Below are 18,291 nucleotides of genomic sequence, written 5' to 3'. Positions count from 1 at the left end.
CTAAGGCTTAGCGGTCTCGGCTAAGAAGGTCTGCAGTTTTTTATTATAAAACTTTGCTTGCATCATAGTGCCATGACCGCTGGTTTCAGCACTGGCCGGAATGAGCAGTAACTCCGCTTTCTTTATCTTGGGCAATTCACTCTGCAAAATGCCGGTTTCAACCGGATTACGTTCATCATCTGCTGAATTAATGATCAGCATGGGTGCGGTAATACGGTTCAACCCAGGCATGGCATTATAATTTGCCGACGAACCCCAGATATAAATGAAATCGTTGGCATCCGCGGTGACAGGCGCAGCAAGACGTGCATCCACCAGTTTGTCTGCCAGCGCGCGCGTCGGAGCTTTATGTTGATAAGCGAGCGTACCGCCGGTGGTGGCAATACTGAACATGATATTGGCGGTTTTAAGCGTAGGGGGTTGCTGTTGATAGTTGCCTTCAGCCCAGGCAGGATCGCCTTTGATCGATTCAATCAGCATGCGGCGAAGCATCCAATTGCGTCCGGATAACTCATTCGGCTGCGACGCCATCGGGACCAGTGCATCCATCATGCCGGGATATTTTTCACCCCACAGCCACGTCTGCATCCCGCCCATGGAATAGCCCATCACCAGGCGTAAATGCGAAATGCCCAAACCTTCTTTAATCAGCCGATATTGTGCTGTCACCATATCGTCGTAATCGTAATGCGGGAAGGCCATTCTCAAGCCATCAGAAGGTTTGGATGATTTTCCTGAACCAATGCCTTCCGGGATGATAATAAAATACTTGCTGGCATCCAGCGCCTGTCCCGGGCCAAATAACTCCCCGGCAAATCCCGGTGCCAGTAAGGCACTCAGAGGTTGATTGGTTCCGTGCAGTAATAATACCGCTGGTTTATTCTTATCACCTAAAGTAATGTAGTGAATGCGCACATCTTTTAATTTTTCACCGCTATTAAAGCTAAATTCTTTTGCGATCCAGTCAGCTTCTGTCGGCGTGGGTAATGAACTGGCTGCGTGCGTTAGGGGTGATACAGTTAACAGAATGGCACTGGCCACTCCTGATATCATGCGATTAAACATAAACGTCGCTCTTAAGTGATGATATTCCCTGGAAGGCTGATATTAGTTTTAATAGAGATAAATCCCAATTAATATCAACGGGGTTCAAGGAAAAGCAGACAATAATCTTCTTTTTTGAGTTTTAACGAGACGATTTTTATGCGGTTTTTCTTATGCTAATACATCCGCATGCCATGACGATGTTTAACATTTCTGTATTAATTCTCTTATTTCATCTGTCTCATCGTATTCCCTCTGATTTGTTTTCACTATCAGTGCTTCTTAGCACACCCAAATCCTTCCTCTGCCACACCGGAATTTTACTGAAGTAAAATCTGTGCACTACAAGCGTGCGGTGATGCACTTAAATGGCGCGCAATTCGTGTTGTCATTATGCTTATTTCCTTAGACATTTCATACCTGACACGCTTTTTATCCCCATGCAATCGGTTGCTTATTTTAGCAACCGATTGCGCATTCGATTGCGGTTCCAAAGGGACATGAAATTGAATGTGGAGTGGGTAAATTGTTGATAGATAGCAATATTTTTATAAATTCTCATTGGCATAGCGTTTGCAATAAACCTTGAAGGCAACTCATTGCACTTTTACTTATCAAGGAACCGTTATGCCTTACGCCTCTGAAACGCTATTGCGCGCCAGCTTTTTTGATTTCACCGCACTGGCTTCTCAGCCCGATGATATCGCTGCGCATGCGCGCTACCTCGAAGACGGCTTGCTGACGTTGCGCGAGGGTAAGGTGGTGTCACTTGAAAGCTGGGAGATTGCAGAAGGGCGTGTTGATACCGCCACGGTGATTGACCTGCGCGGCAAGCTGATCGTGCCGGGCTTTGTGGATACACATATTCACTATCCGCAAACGGAGATGATTGGCGCATTTGGCGAACAGTTGCTGGAGTGGCTAAACCAATATACTTTTCCGGTTGAGAGTCAGTATCACTGCCCGGATCACGCGGCACAGATGTCGGCTTTCTTCCTGCAGCAACTGTTATCCAATGGCACCACCACGGCACTGGTATTTGGCACGGTGCACAAACAATCGGTCGATGCGCTGTTTCATGCCGCGCAACAGATGGATATGCGTCTGATTGCCGGAAAGGTGATGATGGACCGCAACGCCCCCGCGTATCTGACAGAAACGCCGGAAGAGAGCTATCAGGATTCACGTGAACTGATTGAACGCTGGCATCAGCGTGGTCGTCTGAGCTATGCCTTGACGCCACGTTTCGCGCCCACCTCCTCGCCAGAACTGCTGGAGAAAGTCCGTCAACTGCGCAGCGAGTTCCCGGATACCTGGCTGCACACCCATCTGAGCGAAAATCAGCAGGAGATCGCGTGGGTCAAATCGCTGTTCCCGGAGCGGGACGGCTATCTCGATGTTTACCACCATCATCAGCTCACCGGAAAGCGCAGCGTCTTTGCACACTGTCTGCATCTGGAAGAGAACGAGTGGCAATGCCTGCACGACACCGATTCTTCTATCGCATTTTGTCCGACGTCGAACCTGTTTCTTGGCAGTGGCCTGTTCAATATTAAACGCTGCTGGCAGCAGGGCGTGCGCATGGGCATCGGCACCGATGTCGGCGCAGGCACCACCTTTAATATGCTGCAAACGCTGGGTGAAGCGTACAAAGTTGGGCAGTTGCAGCAGTACAAACTCAGCGCCTGCGAAGCCTTTTACCACGCAACGCTGGGCGGCGCGCATGCACTGGACATCGACGATAAAATTGGCAACTTCAATCCCGGTAAAGAAGCGGATTTTGTGGTGATCGACCCGGCGGTTTCGCCGCTGCAAAAGCTGCGTAGCGGTAATAGCAAAGATATCTGGGAACGCTTATTTGTGATGATGACGCTGGGAGACGACCGCAACATTGCGCAAACCTGGGTCAGCGGCAAACCGGTGTGGCAGCGCGATCGAGAAGAGGCAACGGTATGATCCAGTTTCTGCTGAATAATCGGCTGGTCACCGAAACGGCCTTAGATCCGAATCTTACCGTGCTTAACTACCTGCGCAGCCATCAACAGCGGCGGGGAACCAAAGAGGGCTGCGCATCAGGTGACTGCGGCGCCTGTACGGTGACGCTGGGAAAAGTGGTGGCGGGGCGAATGCAGTATCAGGCCATCAACAGTTGCCTGACGCTGGTTAGCAGCCTGCAAGGCAAACAGCTGATCACCGTAGAGGATTTGAAACAGGGCCGTGAACTGCATAGCGTGCAGCAGGCGATGGTGGATTGCCACGGCTCGCAATGCGGCTACTGTACGCCGGGCTTTGTCATGTCGCTGTTCACTTTGCAGAAAAATACAAAGGGCTGGAATCCGCAGCAGGCTGAGCAAGCGCTGGCAGGCAATCTGTGTCGCTGCACGGGCTACCGGCCAATTATGGCCGCCGCACAGCAAGCTTGTGAGCAACCCGCAGAAGATAATTTTACGGCGGATGAGTCGGCACTGGTTCAGCGCTTACAGGCGTTGAATAACCGGGAAGTACAAATACTGGAAGCCAACGGCAGCCGCTGTTTCGTCCCGAAAACACTGGCACAGCTCGCGGCACTGTATCAGCAGTATCCTGAAGCGCAATTGTTGGCCGGCGGCACCGATCTCACATTGAAAATGACTCAGCAGTACCAACGCTTACCGCTGTTAATCGCGTTGGAGCAGGTTGAGGCGTTAAGCGCCTGTTCTGAGGATGAGCAGGATATTCATCTGGGCGCTGCTGCACCGCTTCATTATTGCTACCATTTCCTGGCGGCGAGAATTCCTGCCTTCAGTGCCACATTAGAGCGCTTTGCATCATTACAGATCCGCAATCAGGGTACGCTCGGCGGCAATATCGGCAATGCTTCACCGATCGGTGATTGTGCGCCCATGTTGCTGGCACTCAATGCGCGATTGGTGTTGCAGCAGGGAGAAAGCCTACGTGAAGTGCCGCTGGATCAGTTCTTCACTGGTTACAGGCAAACCGTGTTGCAGCCAGGGGAATTCATTCACTCAATAGTGATACCGAAAGTGACGGTGTCACCTGATTTCGTGGCATGGAAAGTGACAAAACGTCTGGATGATGATATTTCGGCGGTGTTTATCGCCATCAACATTCAGCTTAAAGAAGGCGTGGTGGTGCAGCCACGACTGGCCTTTGGCGGCATGGCCGCAACGCCCAAACGGGCAACCGCAGCCGAGGCCGCGCTTAATGGTCAGCCACTGAATCAAGCTTCCATTGAGCAAGCCTGCGCGGCGCTCAGCCAGGATTTCCAGCCGTTAAGCGATTTCCGCGCCAGCGCCGACTACCGCTTACAGGTCGCACGCAATCTGCTGCGTCGTTACTACGCGCAAACCTGTGGCGAATTAACCCTTACCGAGGTGGCGCGCTATGTCTCATAACCGACCCGAACTCAGCGAAACGCTGTTAAAAAGCCAGTTTGCCAGTGACATGAAAACCGGTGTGGGCCGCAGTCAAAAGCATGAAAGCGCCGATAAACACGTCACGGGCGAGGCGATCTACATTGATGACCGGCCGGATCTGCCTGGCCTGTTGCATCTTTGCCCGCGTCTCAGTGAACATGCTCATGCACGTATTACACATGTCGATGTACAGCCTTGCTATGCCGTGCCCGGCGTGGTGTCCGTTCTGACCTGGCGCGATGTGCCGGGCCTGAATGATGTGGGTCCGTTAGAACCGGGCGATCCGTTACTGGCAATGGATACCGTGGAATATCTGGGGCAGATTGTGATTGCGGTGGCAGCGGATTCACCCGAAGCCGCGCGCGCCGGTGCTGCCGCCGCCATCATCGAATATCAGCCACTGCCGGCGATCCTGGATGTGCGTGAAGCCCTGGAACAGCGTCACTTTGTGCAGCAGCCGCACGTCCATCAACGGGGTAATGCTGAAGCGGCACTGGCGCGTGCGCCGCATCGTATTCAGGGTGAATTTCATATAGGCGGTCAGGAGCACTTCTATCTGGAAACCCAGACCGCGTTGGTGATTCCAGGTGAAGACGACAGCCTGCAGGTTTTCTCATCGACGCAGAACCCGACGGAAGTGCAGAAGCTGGTGGCCGAAGTGATGGACATCACCATGAACAAAGTCACCATTGATATGCGCCGGATGGGCGGCGGTTTTGGCGGTAAAGAGACGCAGGCTGCGGGTGTGGCCTGCTTGTGTGCGATTGCCGCGCGCCAGACGCGGCATCCGGTAAAAATGCGTCTGGCGCGACGCGATGATATGCGTATCACCGGTAAGCGCCATCCCTTCTTTGTGCGTTACGATGTGGGCTTTGATGATGAAGGTCGTTTCTGTGGTGTCAAAATCGATTTGGCGGGAAACTGCGGGTATTCCCTCGATCTGAGCGGATCAATTGTCGATCGTGCGATGTTCCACGCCGATAACGCCTATTACCTCGGCGATGCGCTGATCACCGGTTATCGCTGCCGCACGCACACCGCGTCTAACACCGCCTATCGCGGTTTTGGCGGGCCTCAGGGCATGGTGGCGATTGAGCAGATCATGGACCATATCGCCCGCGAGCGCGGTTTGGACCCGCTCGAACTGCGTAAGCGCAACTATTACGGCAAGCAGGATCGCAACATCACCCATTACCATCAGCAGGTGGAAGATAATCTGCTGATGGAGATAACGGAGCAGCTGGAAGCCAGTAGCGATTACGCCACGCGCCGTGCGGACATTAGCGCGTTCAACGCCAGCAACCGTTTTATGAAACGTGGTCTGGCTTTAACACCGGTGAAATTTGGCATCTCCTTTACCTCCAGCTTTCTCAATCAGGCCGGTGCCTTAATTTTGATTTACACCGATGGCACGGTGCAGCTCAATCACGGTGGCACTGAAATGGGCCAGGGGTTGAACACTAAAGTGGCGCAGATTGTCGCGGAAGTGCTGCAAATCGATATCAGCCAGATTCAGGTCACGGCAACTGATACAGGCAAAGTGCCGAACACCTCACCCACGGCGGCCTCCAGCGGGGCCGACCTCAACGGCAAAGCGGCGCAGAATGCCGCGCAGATATTGCGCGATCGCATGACGGAAATGCTGTGTCAGCAGCACCAATGCACGGTCGATGCCATCTCCTTTAGCAATGGCATTGTGCGCGTTGGCGAGCTGCACTTGACCTTTGCGCAGGTGGCGCAGCAGGCGTGGTTAAATCAGGTGCCGTTATCCGCCACCGGATTTTACAAAGTGCCCGGCATCCATTACGACCGCAGCGCCGGACGCGGCAAACCCTTCTATTACTACGCTTATGGCGCAGCGTGCTGCGAAGTGGTGGTGGATACCTTAACCGGTGAATACCGTTTGCTGCGCGCGGATATCCTGCATGACGTTGGCGCCTCGCTCAATCCGGCGCTGGATATTGGGCAAGTGGAGGGCGGTTTCGTGCAGGGCATGGGCTGGTTAACCTGCGAAGAGCTGGTATGGAACGAACAGGGCAAGCTGCTGACAGACGGCCCGGCGAGTTACAAAATCCCTGCCATCAGCGATGTCCCACATGATTTGCGCGTCACGCTGGTAGAGAACCGTAAAAATCCGCAGGACACGGTATTCCATTCGAAAGCCGTGGGTGAGCCGCCGTTTATGCTGGGCATTGCGGTGTGGTGTGCATTACAGGATGCGGTTGCCAGCGTGGCTAACTACCGCCGCCATCCGCAACTGGATGCACCCGCCACGCCGGAGCGCGTTTTCTGGGGCCTGCAGCGCCTCTCAGGAGCGGATGATGATTTATCATGACTGGATAGCTGTATTGCACAGTTTACGTGAGAAACGTGAGAGCTGCGTTTTAGTCACCGTGCTGAGCCAGCGCGGATCGGTCCCGCGCGATCGCGGCAGTAAAATGGTGGTCAGCGCCAGCGATACTTATCTCACCATCGGCGGCGGTCATCTGGAATATCAGTGTATTGCGCTGGCGCGCGACATGCTGGAGCTGCGTTGCCAGCAGCCGCGCAGCGAAGAGTTTGCGCTGGCTGCGCGCCTCGGCCAGTGCTGCGGCGGGCATGCCACGCTGCTGTTTGAACCACTGATGCAGCAGCAACCTGAAATCCAGTTGTACGGCGCAGGCCACGTCGGGCAGGCGCTGGTAAACCTGTTGGCAACGTTACCCTGTCACATTACCTGGATTGATAGCCGCGCCGCCCAGTTTCGCCATGTGCCGCCGGGCGTCACGGTGCGTCAGGTAGAGGACCCGATCGATTGCGTCAAAGAGGCCGCGCCCGACAGCTACTTCATTGTGATGACCCACGACCATCCGCTCGATTTGGCGCTAAGCGAAGCCATTTTGCGGCGCGGTGATTTTCGCTATGCCGGCGTTATTGGTTCGGCTACCAAAGCGCAGCGCTTTCGCTATCGGCTGGAAGGCAAAGGGATCGCTGCGGATGCAGTGGCGCGGCTACGCTGTCCGCTCGGCCTGCCGGATGTGAAAGGCAAACTGCCAGCGGAAATCGCCGTGGCGGTAGCGGGTGAAATCATCAGTGTGTATCAGCGCCAGCAGAGCGGTTGTTGAGCGGCGTTGAAACTGCCAGGATAGAAGCATCCCGCCGCACCGGTTGCGGCGTTGCTGATTATCAGGAGCGATAATGACTTCACGAGCCAATCCGTTTTTCACCGTCAGTGCATTGCCCTATCAAACTCCGCCTTTTGACCTGATTCAGGAAGCCGATTTTCTTCCGGCGCTTGAAGCGGGTATTGAAGAGAAGCGTCAGGAAATTGCCGCCATCGCCACTAATCCTGAACCGGCTACTTTTGCCAACACCTATGAAGCTCTGGAGCGCAGTGGACAGTTGTTAAACCGCGTCAATCTGGTATTTGGTGCCATGACCTCAGCCAACACCAGTGATGTGTTGCAGGAAGTTGATGAGCTGATCACGCCTAAACTCACGGCGCTAAATGATGAGATCCATCTCAACAGCCAGCTGTTTGCCCGTCTCGATAACGTTTACCAGCATCGCGGCTCTGCCTGTCCGGATGCGGAATCGATGCGTTTGGTGGAAGTGACCTGGCAGCATTTCCAGCTGGCTGGGGCCAGCCTGAGCGACGCAGATAAAGAGCGGCTGCGTGCCTGCAATCAGGAACTCGCCACGTTGAGTACCCGTTTTGGCAATAAGCTGCTGGCGGCGACCAAAGCGGGCGCGTATACGGTGAGCAGCGCAGCGGCGCTGGCGGGATTGAGTGAAGAAGAGTTAGCACATGCCAAAGCCGCAGCGGAGGCGCGTGGATTGCACGGCGAATGGCTGCTGCCGTTACAGAACACCACGCAACAGCCCGCGTTGCAGTCACTGGAAGTGCGCGCCACGCGTGAGGCGCTGTTCAACCAGGCGCTCACACGCAGTGAACAGGGCGATGACAACGACACACGCGCGATTGTGTTACGCATGGCACAGCTGCGCGCTGAGCAGGCACAGCTGCTCGGTTTCAAGACTTACGCCGAGTGGAGTATGCAGGACCAGATGGCGAAAACGCCGGATGCTGCCTTTGCGTTTATGCGAAATATCGTCCCGGCGGCGCGGGCACGCGCTGAGCGAGAAGCGTCAGACATCCAGCAGATCATTGAACAACAGCACCACACTTTCCCGCTGCGTGCCTGGGACTGGAATTTCTAAGCTGAACAAGTGAGAAAAGCCAAATACGCCCTGGATGAAAGCCAAATCCGCCCTTACTTCGAGCTGAATAATGTGCTGGAAAAGGGCGTATTCTGGTCCGCCAGCCAGCTGTTTGGCATCCGCTTCCAGCAGCGTCACGATCTGCCAGTGTATCATCCAGACGTTAACGTTTATGAAATCTTCGATGCTGACGATACGCCGCTGGCGCTGTTCTATACCGACTTCTATAAGCGTGATAACAAAAGCGGCGGCGCCTGGATGAGCAACTTTGTTGACCAGACCACGCTGCTGGGCACCAAGCCGGTAATCTACAACGTCTGCAACTACACCAAACCGCAGGCCGGACAACCTGCGTTGCTCAGCTGGGATGAGGTGATCACGCTGTTCCACGAATTCGGTCATGCGTTACACGGTTTGTTTGCCACCCAGCGTTATCCAAGCCTGTCCGGCACCGCTACGCCACGCGATTTCGTCGAGTTCCCTTCGCAGATTAACGAGCACTGGGCCAGCGATGAAAAGGTGTTTGCCAACTATGCCCGTCATTATCAGAGCGGTGAGGCGATGCCCGTTGAACTGCGTGAAAAGATGGTGCGCGCATCTAAGTTCAACAAGGGCTACGACATGACCGAACTGCTGGCGGCGGCGCTGCTGGATCTGCAATGGCATTCGCTGACCACGCAAGACAACCCGCAGGATGTCAGTCACTTTGAATTACAGGCGCTGGCGGCGGAAAACATCGCGTTAACCACGGTGCCGCCACGTTATCGCTCCACCTACTTCCGTCATATCTGGGGCGGCGGTTACGCGGCTGGTTATTACGCCTATATCTGGACGCAGATGTTGGCCGATGATGGTTACCAGGCCTTTGTAGAACGTGGTGGGTTGAGTCGTGAGAATGGCCAACAGTTCCGCGATCATATTCTTTCACGCGGTAACAGCAGCGATCTTCAGCATCTGTGGCTGGCATGGCGCGGCAAAGCACCGGAGATTGGTCCGATGCTGAAGAATCGCGGTTTAGAAGAGGCGTGATAAGCAGGGCGCACGGCGTGTAGTGAACCCCTGTATGGAGTCACTCCCGGCGGTGTGCCCTGGCGTTAACCCAACGGGCCACCTTCAATGGTGTCGCACATGCCGGCCAGCACTCGCTCGCCGGTTTCGTTTTTCAAATCGGCGTACCACGCAGCGGTGATTTCGGCATCTTTGGCATGCGTCACGTCGCAGCGTTTACGTGCTTTCAACACCAAATCTTTAGTGCGTTCCACGCGGCGCGCCTCGTAGCGCTGCAATCCATCTTCGATACCCAGCGAATGCGAGGCCAGCGTCTGCGCCAGCACCACCGCATCTTCCATCGCGGCGCAACCGCCCTGGCCGATATCTGGCGTGGTGCTGTGGGCGGCATCGCCGAGCAAGGCCACACGACCTTTGACGAAACGGCTAAAGGGTTCGATGTCGTGAATTTCAACCCGATTGGTGGTATCGGGGTTGATACTGTCGATCAGGCGCTGCACCGGATCGGCCCAGCCGCTGAAGTAATTCTTCAGATCCTGGCGCAGGGTGGAACGATCTTCGGCTAAGCCTTTGGGCAAAGGCACATCGAAGAAGAAGTAAAAGCGGTTGCCGCTCACTGGCATCAGGGAGACGCGCTTGCCTTCACCGACAAAGGTTGTCCACTGATCGGCTGGGGCGATGCTTTCATCTATGGTCACTAAGCCGTTCCAGTTAACGTAACCGGCATAGCGTCGTTCTACATTTTCACCTAGCACATAGTGGCGGATCACGGAATGCGTACCGTCGGCGGCGACAAGGAAATCGCCTTCAGCCTGACTACCATCATCAAACCAGGCGGTGACGCCGGTGGTGCTTTGCTCGACGTGGGTCACGCGTTTACCGAACTGAATGCGTGAGCGACCATAGGTATCGATCAGCATCGCCTGTAACTCGGCGCGAGCGACCGGATAAGGGTATTCGCCCACCTGCTGCACCAGAGGTGACAGGCTGAAGCGGGTCAGGGTGCTGCCACTGTGCGCATCGTTATAGGCCATAAACGCCATATTGCCGCCCAGTGCCTGCAGTTGCTGTTTCATGCCAAGCGCGTTCAGGCACTTTACGCCGTTGGGCCAGATCGAGATCGCCGCACCGACTGGCTTCATCTCTTTGACCGCTTCAAAAACGGCCGTATCGAATCCTGCTTTCTCCAGCGCAATCGCCGCGCTCATGCCGCCAATGCCCGCTCCAATCACAATCGCTTTCATCACTGTCTCCTTTGTCTACCCGATTACCCTTGCAACTTTCGTACCATTCGTTTTATCTCAAGGAAATTTAATTAAGTCATTGATTGTTAATGGCTTTGTGCAGCTGTGCGATTCACGCACCGCACCGTTTTCGAGCAACCATTTGCACGGCGATGGGGCGGTGAAACCCGATTATGAATCAAATGTTCCAGCATGGCATTTGGCGGTGGAGAGGCCATACTGTTTAGAACCTTTTCGCGAGGAATTTCCCATGAAGTGGATAATGGTGTTGATGATGCTGTTCAGTGCGGGTGCTATGGCGCAAACCCAGTGGCAACCGGAAAGAAAAGCGCCCGTGGTGCAACTGACGCCGGTGGCGGCCAAATGCGACCTCTCGTCCTGTCAGCAAAATTGCTACATCCAGCAATCGCAATGCAAAAATGACAACGGCGGCGGCTGTGGATCGCTCGCACAAATTTGCGTACAAAACTGTTCGAACGAGTGCCGATAAATGAAATAAATCTGTCATAACAGGGTGCTAGCGTGTTTCCCCGGCAAGGTAATATTCTGATAACAGGGGAAAATAATGAAAACCCGCTATACACTGATTGCAACGGTTTTACTGCTCGCTCAACAGGCCCATGCGACAACACTGCCGCAGGCGGCCGCACTGGCTGCACAAACGTCTACCGGTTCAACCCCAGGCTTTACGCAGCTGGAGCAACAGTCGTTGCAGGCTCAGCGCACCTGGCTGCAAGGCGACAGTGCGTCACTGAAACGTGAGCAACTGGAAAAAGCCAAACAGACCAGCACGCAGGCAGACAAAGCCTGGCTGAAAAGCAGTGGCTATGATTTCAACGTGAAGCAAAATCAGCAGGCTGGCATCGCGCTGTTATCAGGTTTCAGCACATTGCCAGACAGCGTATTGACGGCTAACCGCGCCACCGTGACTGATATCAACCTGAATGCCACGCAGAACGTGCGTCATCAGGCGTTGCAGGATGCGGAAGCGATCGGCTCGCTGTATTTCCTGTCTGACGCCATGGGACCGCGTCTGGGTAAAGCCTTCATCGCGGCTTATGACAAAGGCGAACTGAGCAAAGCCGCTGCGCTGATTAAGGCCAGTGAAGTCAGCACCAGCGCTGCCAAAAAACACTTTAACTATCCGCGCCCATTCCTGCATGAAGGCAATACCATCCATCTGGTACCCGATGATGTGGTGGTGAAAGACAATGTGCGCTATACCGCGGACGGCGGATCGTTCCCCAGCGGGCACACCAATACCGGTTATACCGATGCGCTGCTGATGGCCGAAATGGTGCCGGAACGCTTTGAGGCACTGGTCACCCGTGGTGCGCGTTATGGATATTCGCGTCTGGTGTTAGGCGTGCACTATCCGCTGGACGTGATGGGTTCACGTATGGTGGCAGAGCGCAACGTGGCGACTTACCTCAACGATGCACGCTATCAGGTGCTGTTCAAAGAGGCGCGCGATCAACTGCGTGCCGCGCTGGAGAAGGAGTGTGGTACTTCACTGGCTGAATGCGCACGCACAACCGGCAAGGACGATCCTTACCGCGCGCCGGATATGAAGCAATTCTATCGTTTCACGCTGAGTTACAATCTGCCAAAAGCCAATGAGAAAAATACGCCGGTGCAGATACCGCAGGGCGCAGAGATCCTGCTGAAAACGGCGCTGCCGCACCTGTCTGACGCGCAGATTCGTCGCCTGATGGTGAAAACCGCCTTACCAAACGGTTATCCGTTGTCGGGCAATGCTGAGCAATCCTTCTGGCAGCGCGTCGATCTCACCGCCGCGTACAGCATGGCGAAGTGATCCTGACGCGGGCACTGACGTCGTCAATACGTCGGTGCCCGCAGTGCTAATCGACGATAAATAGCTTTGCACCGTACGTCGTGGAGGAACGATGTGCTTCGGCATTATCGGCAACCTGATAGCTTACGCCCGGGGTCAGGGTAAAAGTGCGGCCATCTTCCAGTTCGGTGATCATTTCGCCTTCCAGACACAGCAATATATGACCTTTGCTGCACCAGTGATCGGCGAGATAGCCCGGTGAATACTCCACCATGCGCACGCGAATATCGCCAAAACGCTGAGTACGCCACAGCGCAAAACCGCTGTCACCCGGATGTTTTTCAGTTTCGAGGGCGCTCCAGTCGGTAATGCCAAACGGTAGTTGATTGATCTGCACGACGCTATCCTTATTGAATTCGACGAGAACACAACATTACCGCCTGGCAAAAAAATAACCAGTGAATTCAACCGACTTCACGCCACATTTCGCTCATCGCCAACTCCAGTCTTTTGAACACCCGATAACGTGCATCATGAAACGCAAAGCGTTCCGGGCGCGGTTGCAACTCGCCAGGATTAATTTGTACCGCTTGCTGTGCCGCTGCAGCCAGATCGGACCACACACCCACACCAACACCCGCGCAAAGCGCTGCACCTAATGCACCCGTCTCTTTGCACTCCGCCACGCGAATCGGCATCCCTAACACATCGGCAAACATTTGCGGCCAGATACAGCTGCGCGCCGCGCCACCAGAAAGAATCGCGTGATTAACGGGAATGCCCGCTGCCCGCAGGCGATCGATATGAGCACGGTGGGCAAAGGTCACGCCTTCAAATAACGCAAACAGCATGTCCGCGCGCGTGTGCCAGCCACCCAGCCCATAAAATCCCGCTTTTGCCGGTTCAGATTTACGACCGGAATAGAGATAGGGGTGATAAAGCGGTAACTGCACGTTGGGCTCGACATGCGCCACGGTATCGCTACTGCGCGCCGCGCCATTTCCGGCGCGGCCATCGTCGAACTCTCGCAGGAACCAGTCGAGATTGGCGGCCGAGGTGGCACTGGCTTCAATCGCCATAAAGCGGTCATTTTCGATAATCGAGTTCATAAACACCGGGCGCTGGTAATCCGGTTTATCTACCACCACCTGATTGATACTCCAGGTTCCTGCGACGATGGAAGCCTCGCCGGTTTTGACCACGCCGGAGCCAATGGCGCTGGCCACCACATCAAAAATGCCGGCCACCACCGGAATGCCTGACGGTAACCCGGTGAGTTGCGCGGCGCGCGTGGTGACGTGTCCGACCACCGCACAGGATTCTCGCAGCGACGGCAGCAAAGGTAGCGCCTCTTCAATACCATACAGCGCCATCAACTCACGGCTGTAATTGCGCTGACGATAGTCGATTAATCCGGCACCGGCGGCATCGGAAACGTCTGCGCTGACCACCCCACTGAGGAAATGGGCGATAACATCTTTGGCACAGAGTAAATGGCCAATCTGCGCCCAGCGCGCCGGCTGATGCTGTTTGATCCAGCGGATCAGAACTGGTGTGGCAGCAGGCCAGGGTTTTTGCAGCGAAATTTGATAGATCGCTTTATCAGCGCCGCTGGCCTCCAGCTGTTGCACGGTATCCATGGCACGATGATCGATAGATTGAATGCCGAACAGTGGCTGCTGCAATTTATCGAGTGCATACAAGCCGTTACCGTGACCCGCCGCGCCAACGGCGATCACCTCGCTTGCCGCGCTGCCCGCTTGTTGCAAGCAACGACTCACGGCCTCGCTAACACCGTGCCAGATATCTTCTACCGGACGCTCCGCATAACCTTCCTGCGGCTGGTGGGTTTCTCCGGCGCATTCAGCCACCGACAGCACGCGACCACTCAGATCAAACAGTACCGCTTTGATCATGGTGTTTCCGGCATCTATGCCGAGAAGTTGACTCATATCCGACTCCGATTCACAGACGAAGACGGCGCACCGCTTAAGCGCCGGTGCAGGTAAAACTCAACCCTGCTGATAAATGTCCAGGGCTTCCGCGCCGCTGGCGCCCTGGTGGATGATCGCCATCAGCGCTTTCACCACGCGAGACGGATTATCGTGTTGATACACGTTCCGGCCGTACACCATGCCGCTGGCACCTTGCGCCATTAACGCCGCGCTTTTGGCCAACACCGGTGCCAGTTCCCCTTTGCCCCCGCCGCGCACCAGCGTTGGACAACGCGCCGCTTCCACCACGCGGTGAAAATCTTCCACGTTCTCCGTGGGGTCGGCTTTGATGATATCGGCGCCGAGTTCACGTGCCAGACGCACCAGCGGCACGATTTTCTCAACATCACCGATCGAACCGTACGCCGCGCCTTGTCCTGCCGGGGCCATCACCAGAGGTTCAATCATCAGCGGCATGGCGTAGCGATCGCACGCCTGACGCAGGCGGCCGATGTTCTCCACGCACATACGGAAAATGCCGGGCTCATCAGGGATCAGATAGAGATTCACCACCACCGCAGCCGCGTCCATTTGTAACGCGGCGAGGATTGGCTCATCCGGGTTGTGCAACACCGCCCACATTTCGCGATGGCGCGCCGCGTTATAGGCGTTGCCGACATCCGTGCGCATCACCAGCGCCGGTTTCCGTCCCGCGACCTGCTGCAACAGATCGGCCTGGCCGTAATTCACCTGAATGGCATCCGGCTGCGCGGCGATCAGGTTCTCCATTACACCTTCGATGTCCTCTAACCCAATCAGAAAGTCGGGCTCATTCGCAATACCGTGGTCGATAGCCACATCAAGGCATTTACCGTGTTGAAACAGACGATTCATGCGGACTTTATTGCTGACTAACATGGCGTGTTTCCTCCTGGAAAAGAGTAGGGTTGAGATCGGTCAGGCCGTGCTGTCGCGCCAGACTGGCGCAACTGCTTTGAAGATGGTTTTGCAGTTGAGTGACATTCCAGCCGCGCAGATCCGCCATTAGTTGAGCAATTTCGGCCACCAGTAAGGGCGTCAATTCGCCGCAAATCGCCAGCGACGTGCGGCGCACCAGCAGGTCTTCAAGTTGTTGAACCTGCTCATGCTCAATAAGGTAACGAAGTTCCAGCGCGCTATACCCCGCATGATGCTGCAGCGGCTGCTCCCCCTGTTGCTGAATCAATTGCAGGATTGGCAGGGCGCGGCTGCCATAACGGCGGACTAACTGCGATACGCGGAATAAGGGCAGTGAATACTGCTGTGCGAGTTGGGCAAGCCACGCGGTTTGCCCGGAAGGTGCAGGGAAGTCGCGTCCGCCGCCGATGGGCAGATCGCCGCTCGATATTCGGCGCTTTTCTCCTATCAGACGCAATACCCGATCCGCGGCTTCTTCACCAAACTGACGGAAGGTGGTCCATTTGCCGCCGACCAGGCATAGCAAGCTGTAAGCATGTGCAGCATCAGGCGGCAGCAGCACCAGCGAGTGATTGCGGGAGATTTGCCCGTTAACTTTGGCGTTGCTGGCCGGAAGCGGGCGCACACCGCAAAAGGTGTAGAGAATCGACGATTCCGGCACCACGACGTGAGGAAAAACAAAGCGCAACGACTCAAGAATGTAAGCTTTTTCCTGCTCTTCACACACCACGCTATCGGGATCGTCCACGCGGATATCCGTGGAACCGAGCAGCACCTTGCCAAACCACGGAAACATAATGCAGACGCGGCCTTCCTGATTTTCGAAATAGACCATTTCCCCATCGAGCATCTGTAACAGTTCGGGATGATCAATGATCAAATGCGAACCCTTGGTCCCGCCAATCAGTTTGGTGAAATGTTCCGTGGGCGCCAGACGCTGATTGAGCTGATCTATCCACGCGCCGCCGGCATTCACCAATACATGCGGCTGCAGAGTAAAGTGCTCACCGCTGAGTGCATCCTGTAACGTAACGGATTCGCCATCGGCGCTCACCAGTTGCAAATAATTCAGCGCCAGTGCCTCCGGACAAGCACGCTCGGCATCTTCAATCAATTCATAACCCAGTCGTTCCGGTGCACTGATCCACGCATCGTAGTAGCTGGCGCTGTATTTCACCCAGGGGGCAAATCCTGGCCAGCGGTCGCGCGTGGCTGCCTCGCCGCGCACCTGATGTTTGGGCATCGATCCGTACTGCCTGGTGTAGACATCGTAGAGACTGAGGCCAGTTTTGATCAGCAGAGCGCCGCGGCGTGTGGGTTTGTCGCTCAGACGCAAAAAACGCCGCGTGGCATTGAGCAGACCGCCACCAAGGTTGTCGATCGGGACGGTGGTACGCAGCGGAAAAACATAGTGCGCCGCGTTTTTCAGTAGGCGGTCACGCTCTATCACCGACTCTTTGACCAGCGTAAACTCGCCGGTTTCCAGATAGCGCAGTCCGCCGTGGATCATACGAGAAAGCGCACCGCTGGCCGCCTGGCACCAGTCACCTTTTTCCACCAGAACCGCCGGAATACCCTGCAATGCCAGTTCGCGAAAGGTGCTGATGCCGTTGATGCCGCCACCGACAATCAGCACTGGTGTCGTGGTGCGTTGGCGTAAAGCGCTGAGTCGCTGCTCGCGTGTTGCATTATTCTCCATGGATTGCTCCCCGGCTCTTGGCCATTTCGAGTACGCCTGCTGCGGTGGATTCGTCGGTGACCATGCCTTTTAGCCACTGGCCTTGCAGCGCACAGTGAATGGGATCCACTTTGTCGCGTCCGGCCACCACCGCCATAGAAAAGGGAATACGTTGTAGCTCCGATAAGGTCAGCCCAACCAGCCGCTGATTGGCGTCAAACGGCGCGGGCTGGCCTTGTGCATCGAGTAACCAGGCTAGCAGTTCGCTGCGTGCGCCACTGGTTTCGATGCTGGCGGATGCATGACGAGCTGCCAGATTCAAATCGTAGTAGCTGGAACTGTCGCTGTGAATAGAACCAAGACCGACCACTGCCAGCGTAGCGTTACGCGCTTTCTCCAGCACCCGGTCTACGGCACTGATTCTCATCAACATGTCACGTTCAGCAGCAGAGTCAGTGAAGAGCGGGGCATGAATCTGCCAGGCATGGCCGCCAAGCCGAGCCGCCATTTCAGAGGCAACATGATTCACGTCGGTATAGTGCTTTCCTTGCACGCAACCCAATGCAGGCACGACCTGAACATCGTATTTGCGCGCAGGATGCAGTGCCTCCACCAGAGCGCTCACGCCTTTGCCACCGGTGATCGCAATAACGTCGCCATCTTTCAGACGTGATAGCAAATAATCCGCCGCCGCCGCGCCCACCATCTGTAAATTCTGCTCATCACTGCGCGCGACATTGGGTGCCACCACCACCTGTTGCAGTTGACCCCATTGCTGCAGATCACTTTCGAGTTGGTGGGCCGACAGCCAGGGCGATTTAATGGTGATTTCCACCATGCCGCTCTCTTTGCCCTGACGAATCAGGCGATTCACGCTGGCGACCGACAACCCGGTTTCCACCGCAATCTCCGACTGCTTTTTGCCGTCGAGGTAATACATCACCAATACCTGATAGATCTGGCGTGCACTGTGAAATGCTGGATGTTCGCTGGCGAATTCCATCGATGATGCGTC

Annotated in this window: 13 protein-coding genes and 1 pseudogene; 7 read left to right on the top strand and 7 right to left on the bottom strand. The window is 55.4% G+C overall.

The window, feature by feature from the left end; translation table 11 throughout:
• Positions 1-1,065, bottom strand: a complete 1,065-nt coding sequence (locus tag FD744_RS03705; protein ID WP_160867359.1) for an alpha/beta fold hydrolase — start codon at positions 1,063-1,065, stop codon at positions 1-3.
• Between the two features lie 606 nt (positions 1,066-1,671).
• Here FD744_RS03705 and guaD point away from each other — a divergent pair.
• From guaD to dcp, 5 genes and pseudogenes are all read left to right on the top strand, one after another.
• On the top strand, positions 1,672-3,000 hold the full coding sequence (gene guaD / locus FD744_RS03700) for a guanine deaminase (protein ID WP_160867358.1): 1,329 nt from the start codon (positions 1,672-1,674) through the stop codon (positions 2,998-3,000).
• Positions 2,997-4,439 (top strand): xanthine dehydrogenase small subunit, encoded by a 1,443-nt coding sequence (gene xdhA / locus FD744_RS03695; protein ID WP_160867357.1) that lies wholly within the window; start codon positions 2,997-2,999, stop codon positions 4,437-4,439. The genes guaD and xdhA overlap by 4 nt, the downstream gene beginning before the upstream one ends.
• Positions 4,429-6,795 carry a xanthine dehydrogenase molybdopterin binding subunit gene (xdhB, locus tag FD744_RS03690; RefSeq protein ID WP_160867356.1) on the top strand — a complete coding sequence of 789 codons (2,367 nt, stop codon included), beginning with the start codon at positions 4,429-4,431 and terminating at the stop codon, positions 6,793-6,795. The genes xdhA and xdhB overlap by 11 nt, the downstream gene beginning before the upstream one ends.
• On the top strand, positions 6,782-7,564 hold the full coding sequence (gene xdhC / locus FD744_RS03685; protein ID WP_160867461.1) for a xanthine dehydrogenase accessory protein XdhC: 783 nt from the start codon (positions 6,782-6,784) through the stop codon (positions 7,562-7,564). Before xdhB ends, xdhC begins: the two co-directional genes overlap by 14 nt.
• A 73-nt stretch (positions 7,565-7,637) precedes the next feature.
• Positions 7,638-9,689, top strand: a pseudogene (gene dcp / locus FD744_RS03680) (peptidyl-dipeptidase Dcp).
• Positions 9,690-9,754: 65 nt separating this feature from the next.
• Here the strand turns inward: dcp and hpxO are convergent.
• Positions 9,755-10,912, bottom strand: coding sequence for an FAD-dependent urate hydroxylase HpxO (gene hpxO, locus FD744_RS03675; RefSeq protein ID WP_160867355.1), 1,158 nt, complete (start codon positions 10,910-10,912; stop codon positions 9,755-9,757).
• 250 nt (positions 10,913-11,162) lie between these two features.
• Between hpxO and FD744_RS03670 the strand changes: the two genes are divergently transcribed.
• Both FD744_RS03670 and FD744_RS03665 read left to right on the top strand, forming a co-directional pair.
• A complete protein-coding gene (locus FD744_RS03670; RefSeq protein WP_160867354.1) occupies positions 11,163-11,402 on the top strand; it encodes a hypothetical protein in 240 nt (79 codons plus the stop codon).
• A 75-nt stretch (positions 11,403-11,477) separates the two neighbouring features.
• A complete protein-coding gene (locus tag FD744_RS03665; protein WP_160867353.1) occupies positions 11,478-12,728 on the top strand; it encodes a phosphatase PAP2 family protein in 1,251 nt (416 codons plus the stop codon).
• A 46-nt stretch (positions 12,729-12,774) separates the two neighbouring features.
• Here FD744_RS03665 and FD744_RS03660 read toward each other — a convergent pair whose 3' ends face one another.
• From FD744_RS03660 to FD744_RS03640, 5 genes are all read right to left on the bottom strand, one after another.
• The gene (locus tag FD744_RS03660; RefSeq protein ID WP_160867352.1) at positions 12,775-13,104 is read right to left on the bottom strand and encodes a DHCW motif cupin fold protein; all 330 of its coding nucleotides are present in this window, start codon (positions 13,102-13,104) and stop codon (positions 12,775-12,777) included.
• Between the two features lie 67 nt (positions 13,105-13,171).
• Positions 13,172-14,659: an FGGY-family carbohydrate kinase gene (locus tag FD744_RS03655; RefSeq protein ID WP_160867351.1), complete on the bottom strand. Its 1,488-nt coding sequence runs from the start codon at positions 14,657-14,659 to the stop codon at positions 13,172-13,174.
• Positions 14,660-14,719: 60 nt separating this feature from the next.
• Positions 14,720-15,559, bottom strand: coding sequence for a class I fructose-bisphosphate aldolase (locus FD744_RS03650; protein WP_160867350.1), 840 nt, complete (start codon positions 15,557-15,559; stop codon positions 14,720-14,722).
• Positions 15,543-17,297: a glycerol-3-phosphate dehydrogenase/oxidase gene (locus FD744_RS03645; RefSeq protein WP_160867349.1), complete on the bottom strand. Its 1,755-nt coding sequence runs from the start codon at positions 17,295-17,297 to the stop codon at positions 15,543-15,545. Before FD744_RS03645 ends, FD744_RS03650 begins: the two co-directional genes overlap by 17 nt.
• Positions 17,287-18,279, bottom strand: a complete 993-nt coding sequence (locus tag FD744_RS03640) for a sugar-binding transcriptional regulator (protein ID WP_160867348.1) — start codon at positions 18,277-18,279, stop codon at positions 17,287-17,289. Before FD744_RS03640 ends, FD744_RS03645 begins: the two co-directional genes overlap by 11 nt.
• Positions 18,280-18,291: the final 12 nt, after the last annotated feature.

This window comes from Pantoea sp. Taur (assembly GCF_009830025.1).
Lineage (GTDB): Bacteria > Pseudomonadota > Gammaproteobacteria > Enterobacterales > Enterobacteriaceae > Pantoea > Pantoea communis.
The sequence above is the reverse complement of the archived record's forward strand: the minus strand, read 5'-3'. Positions and strand labels throughout refer to the sequence as shown.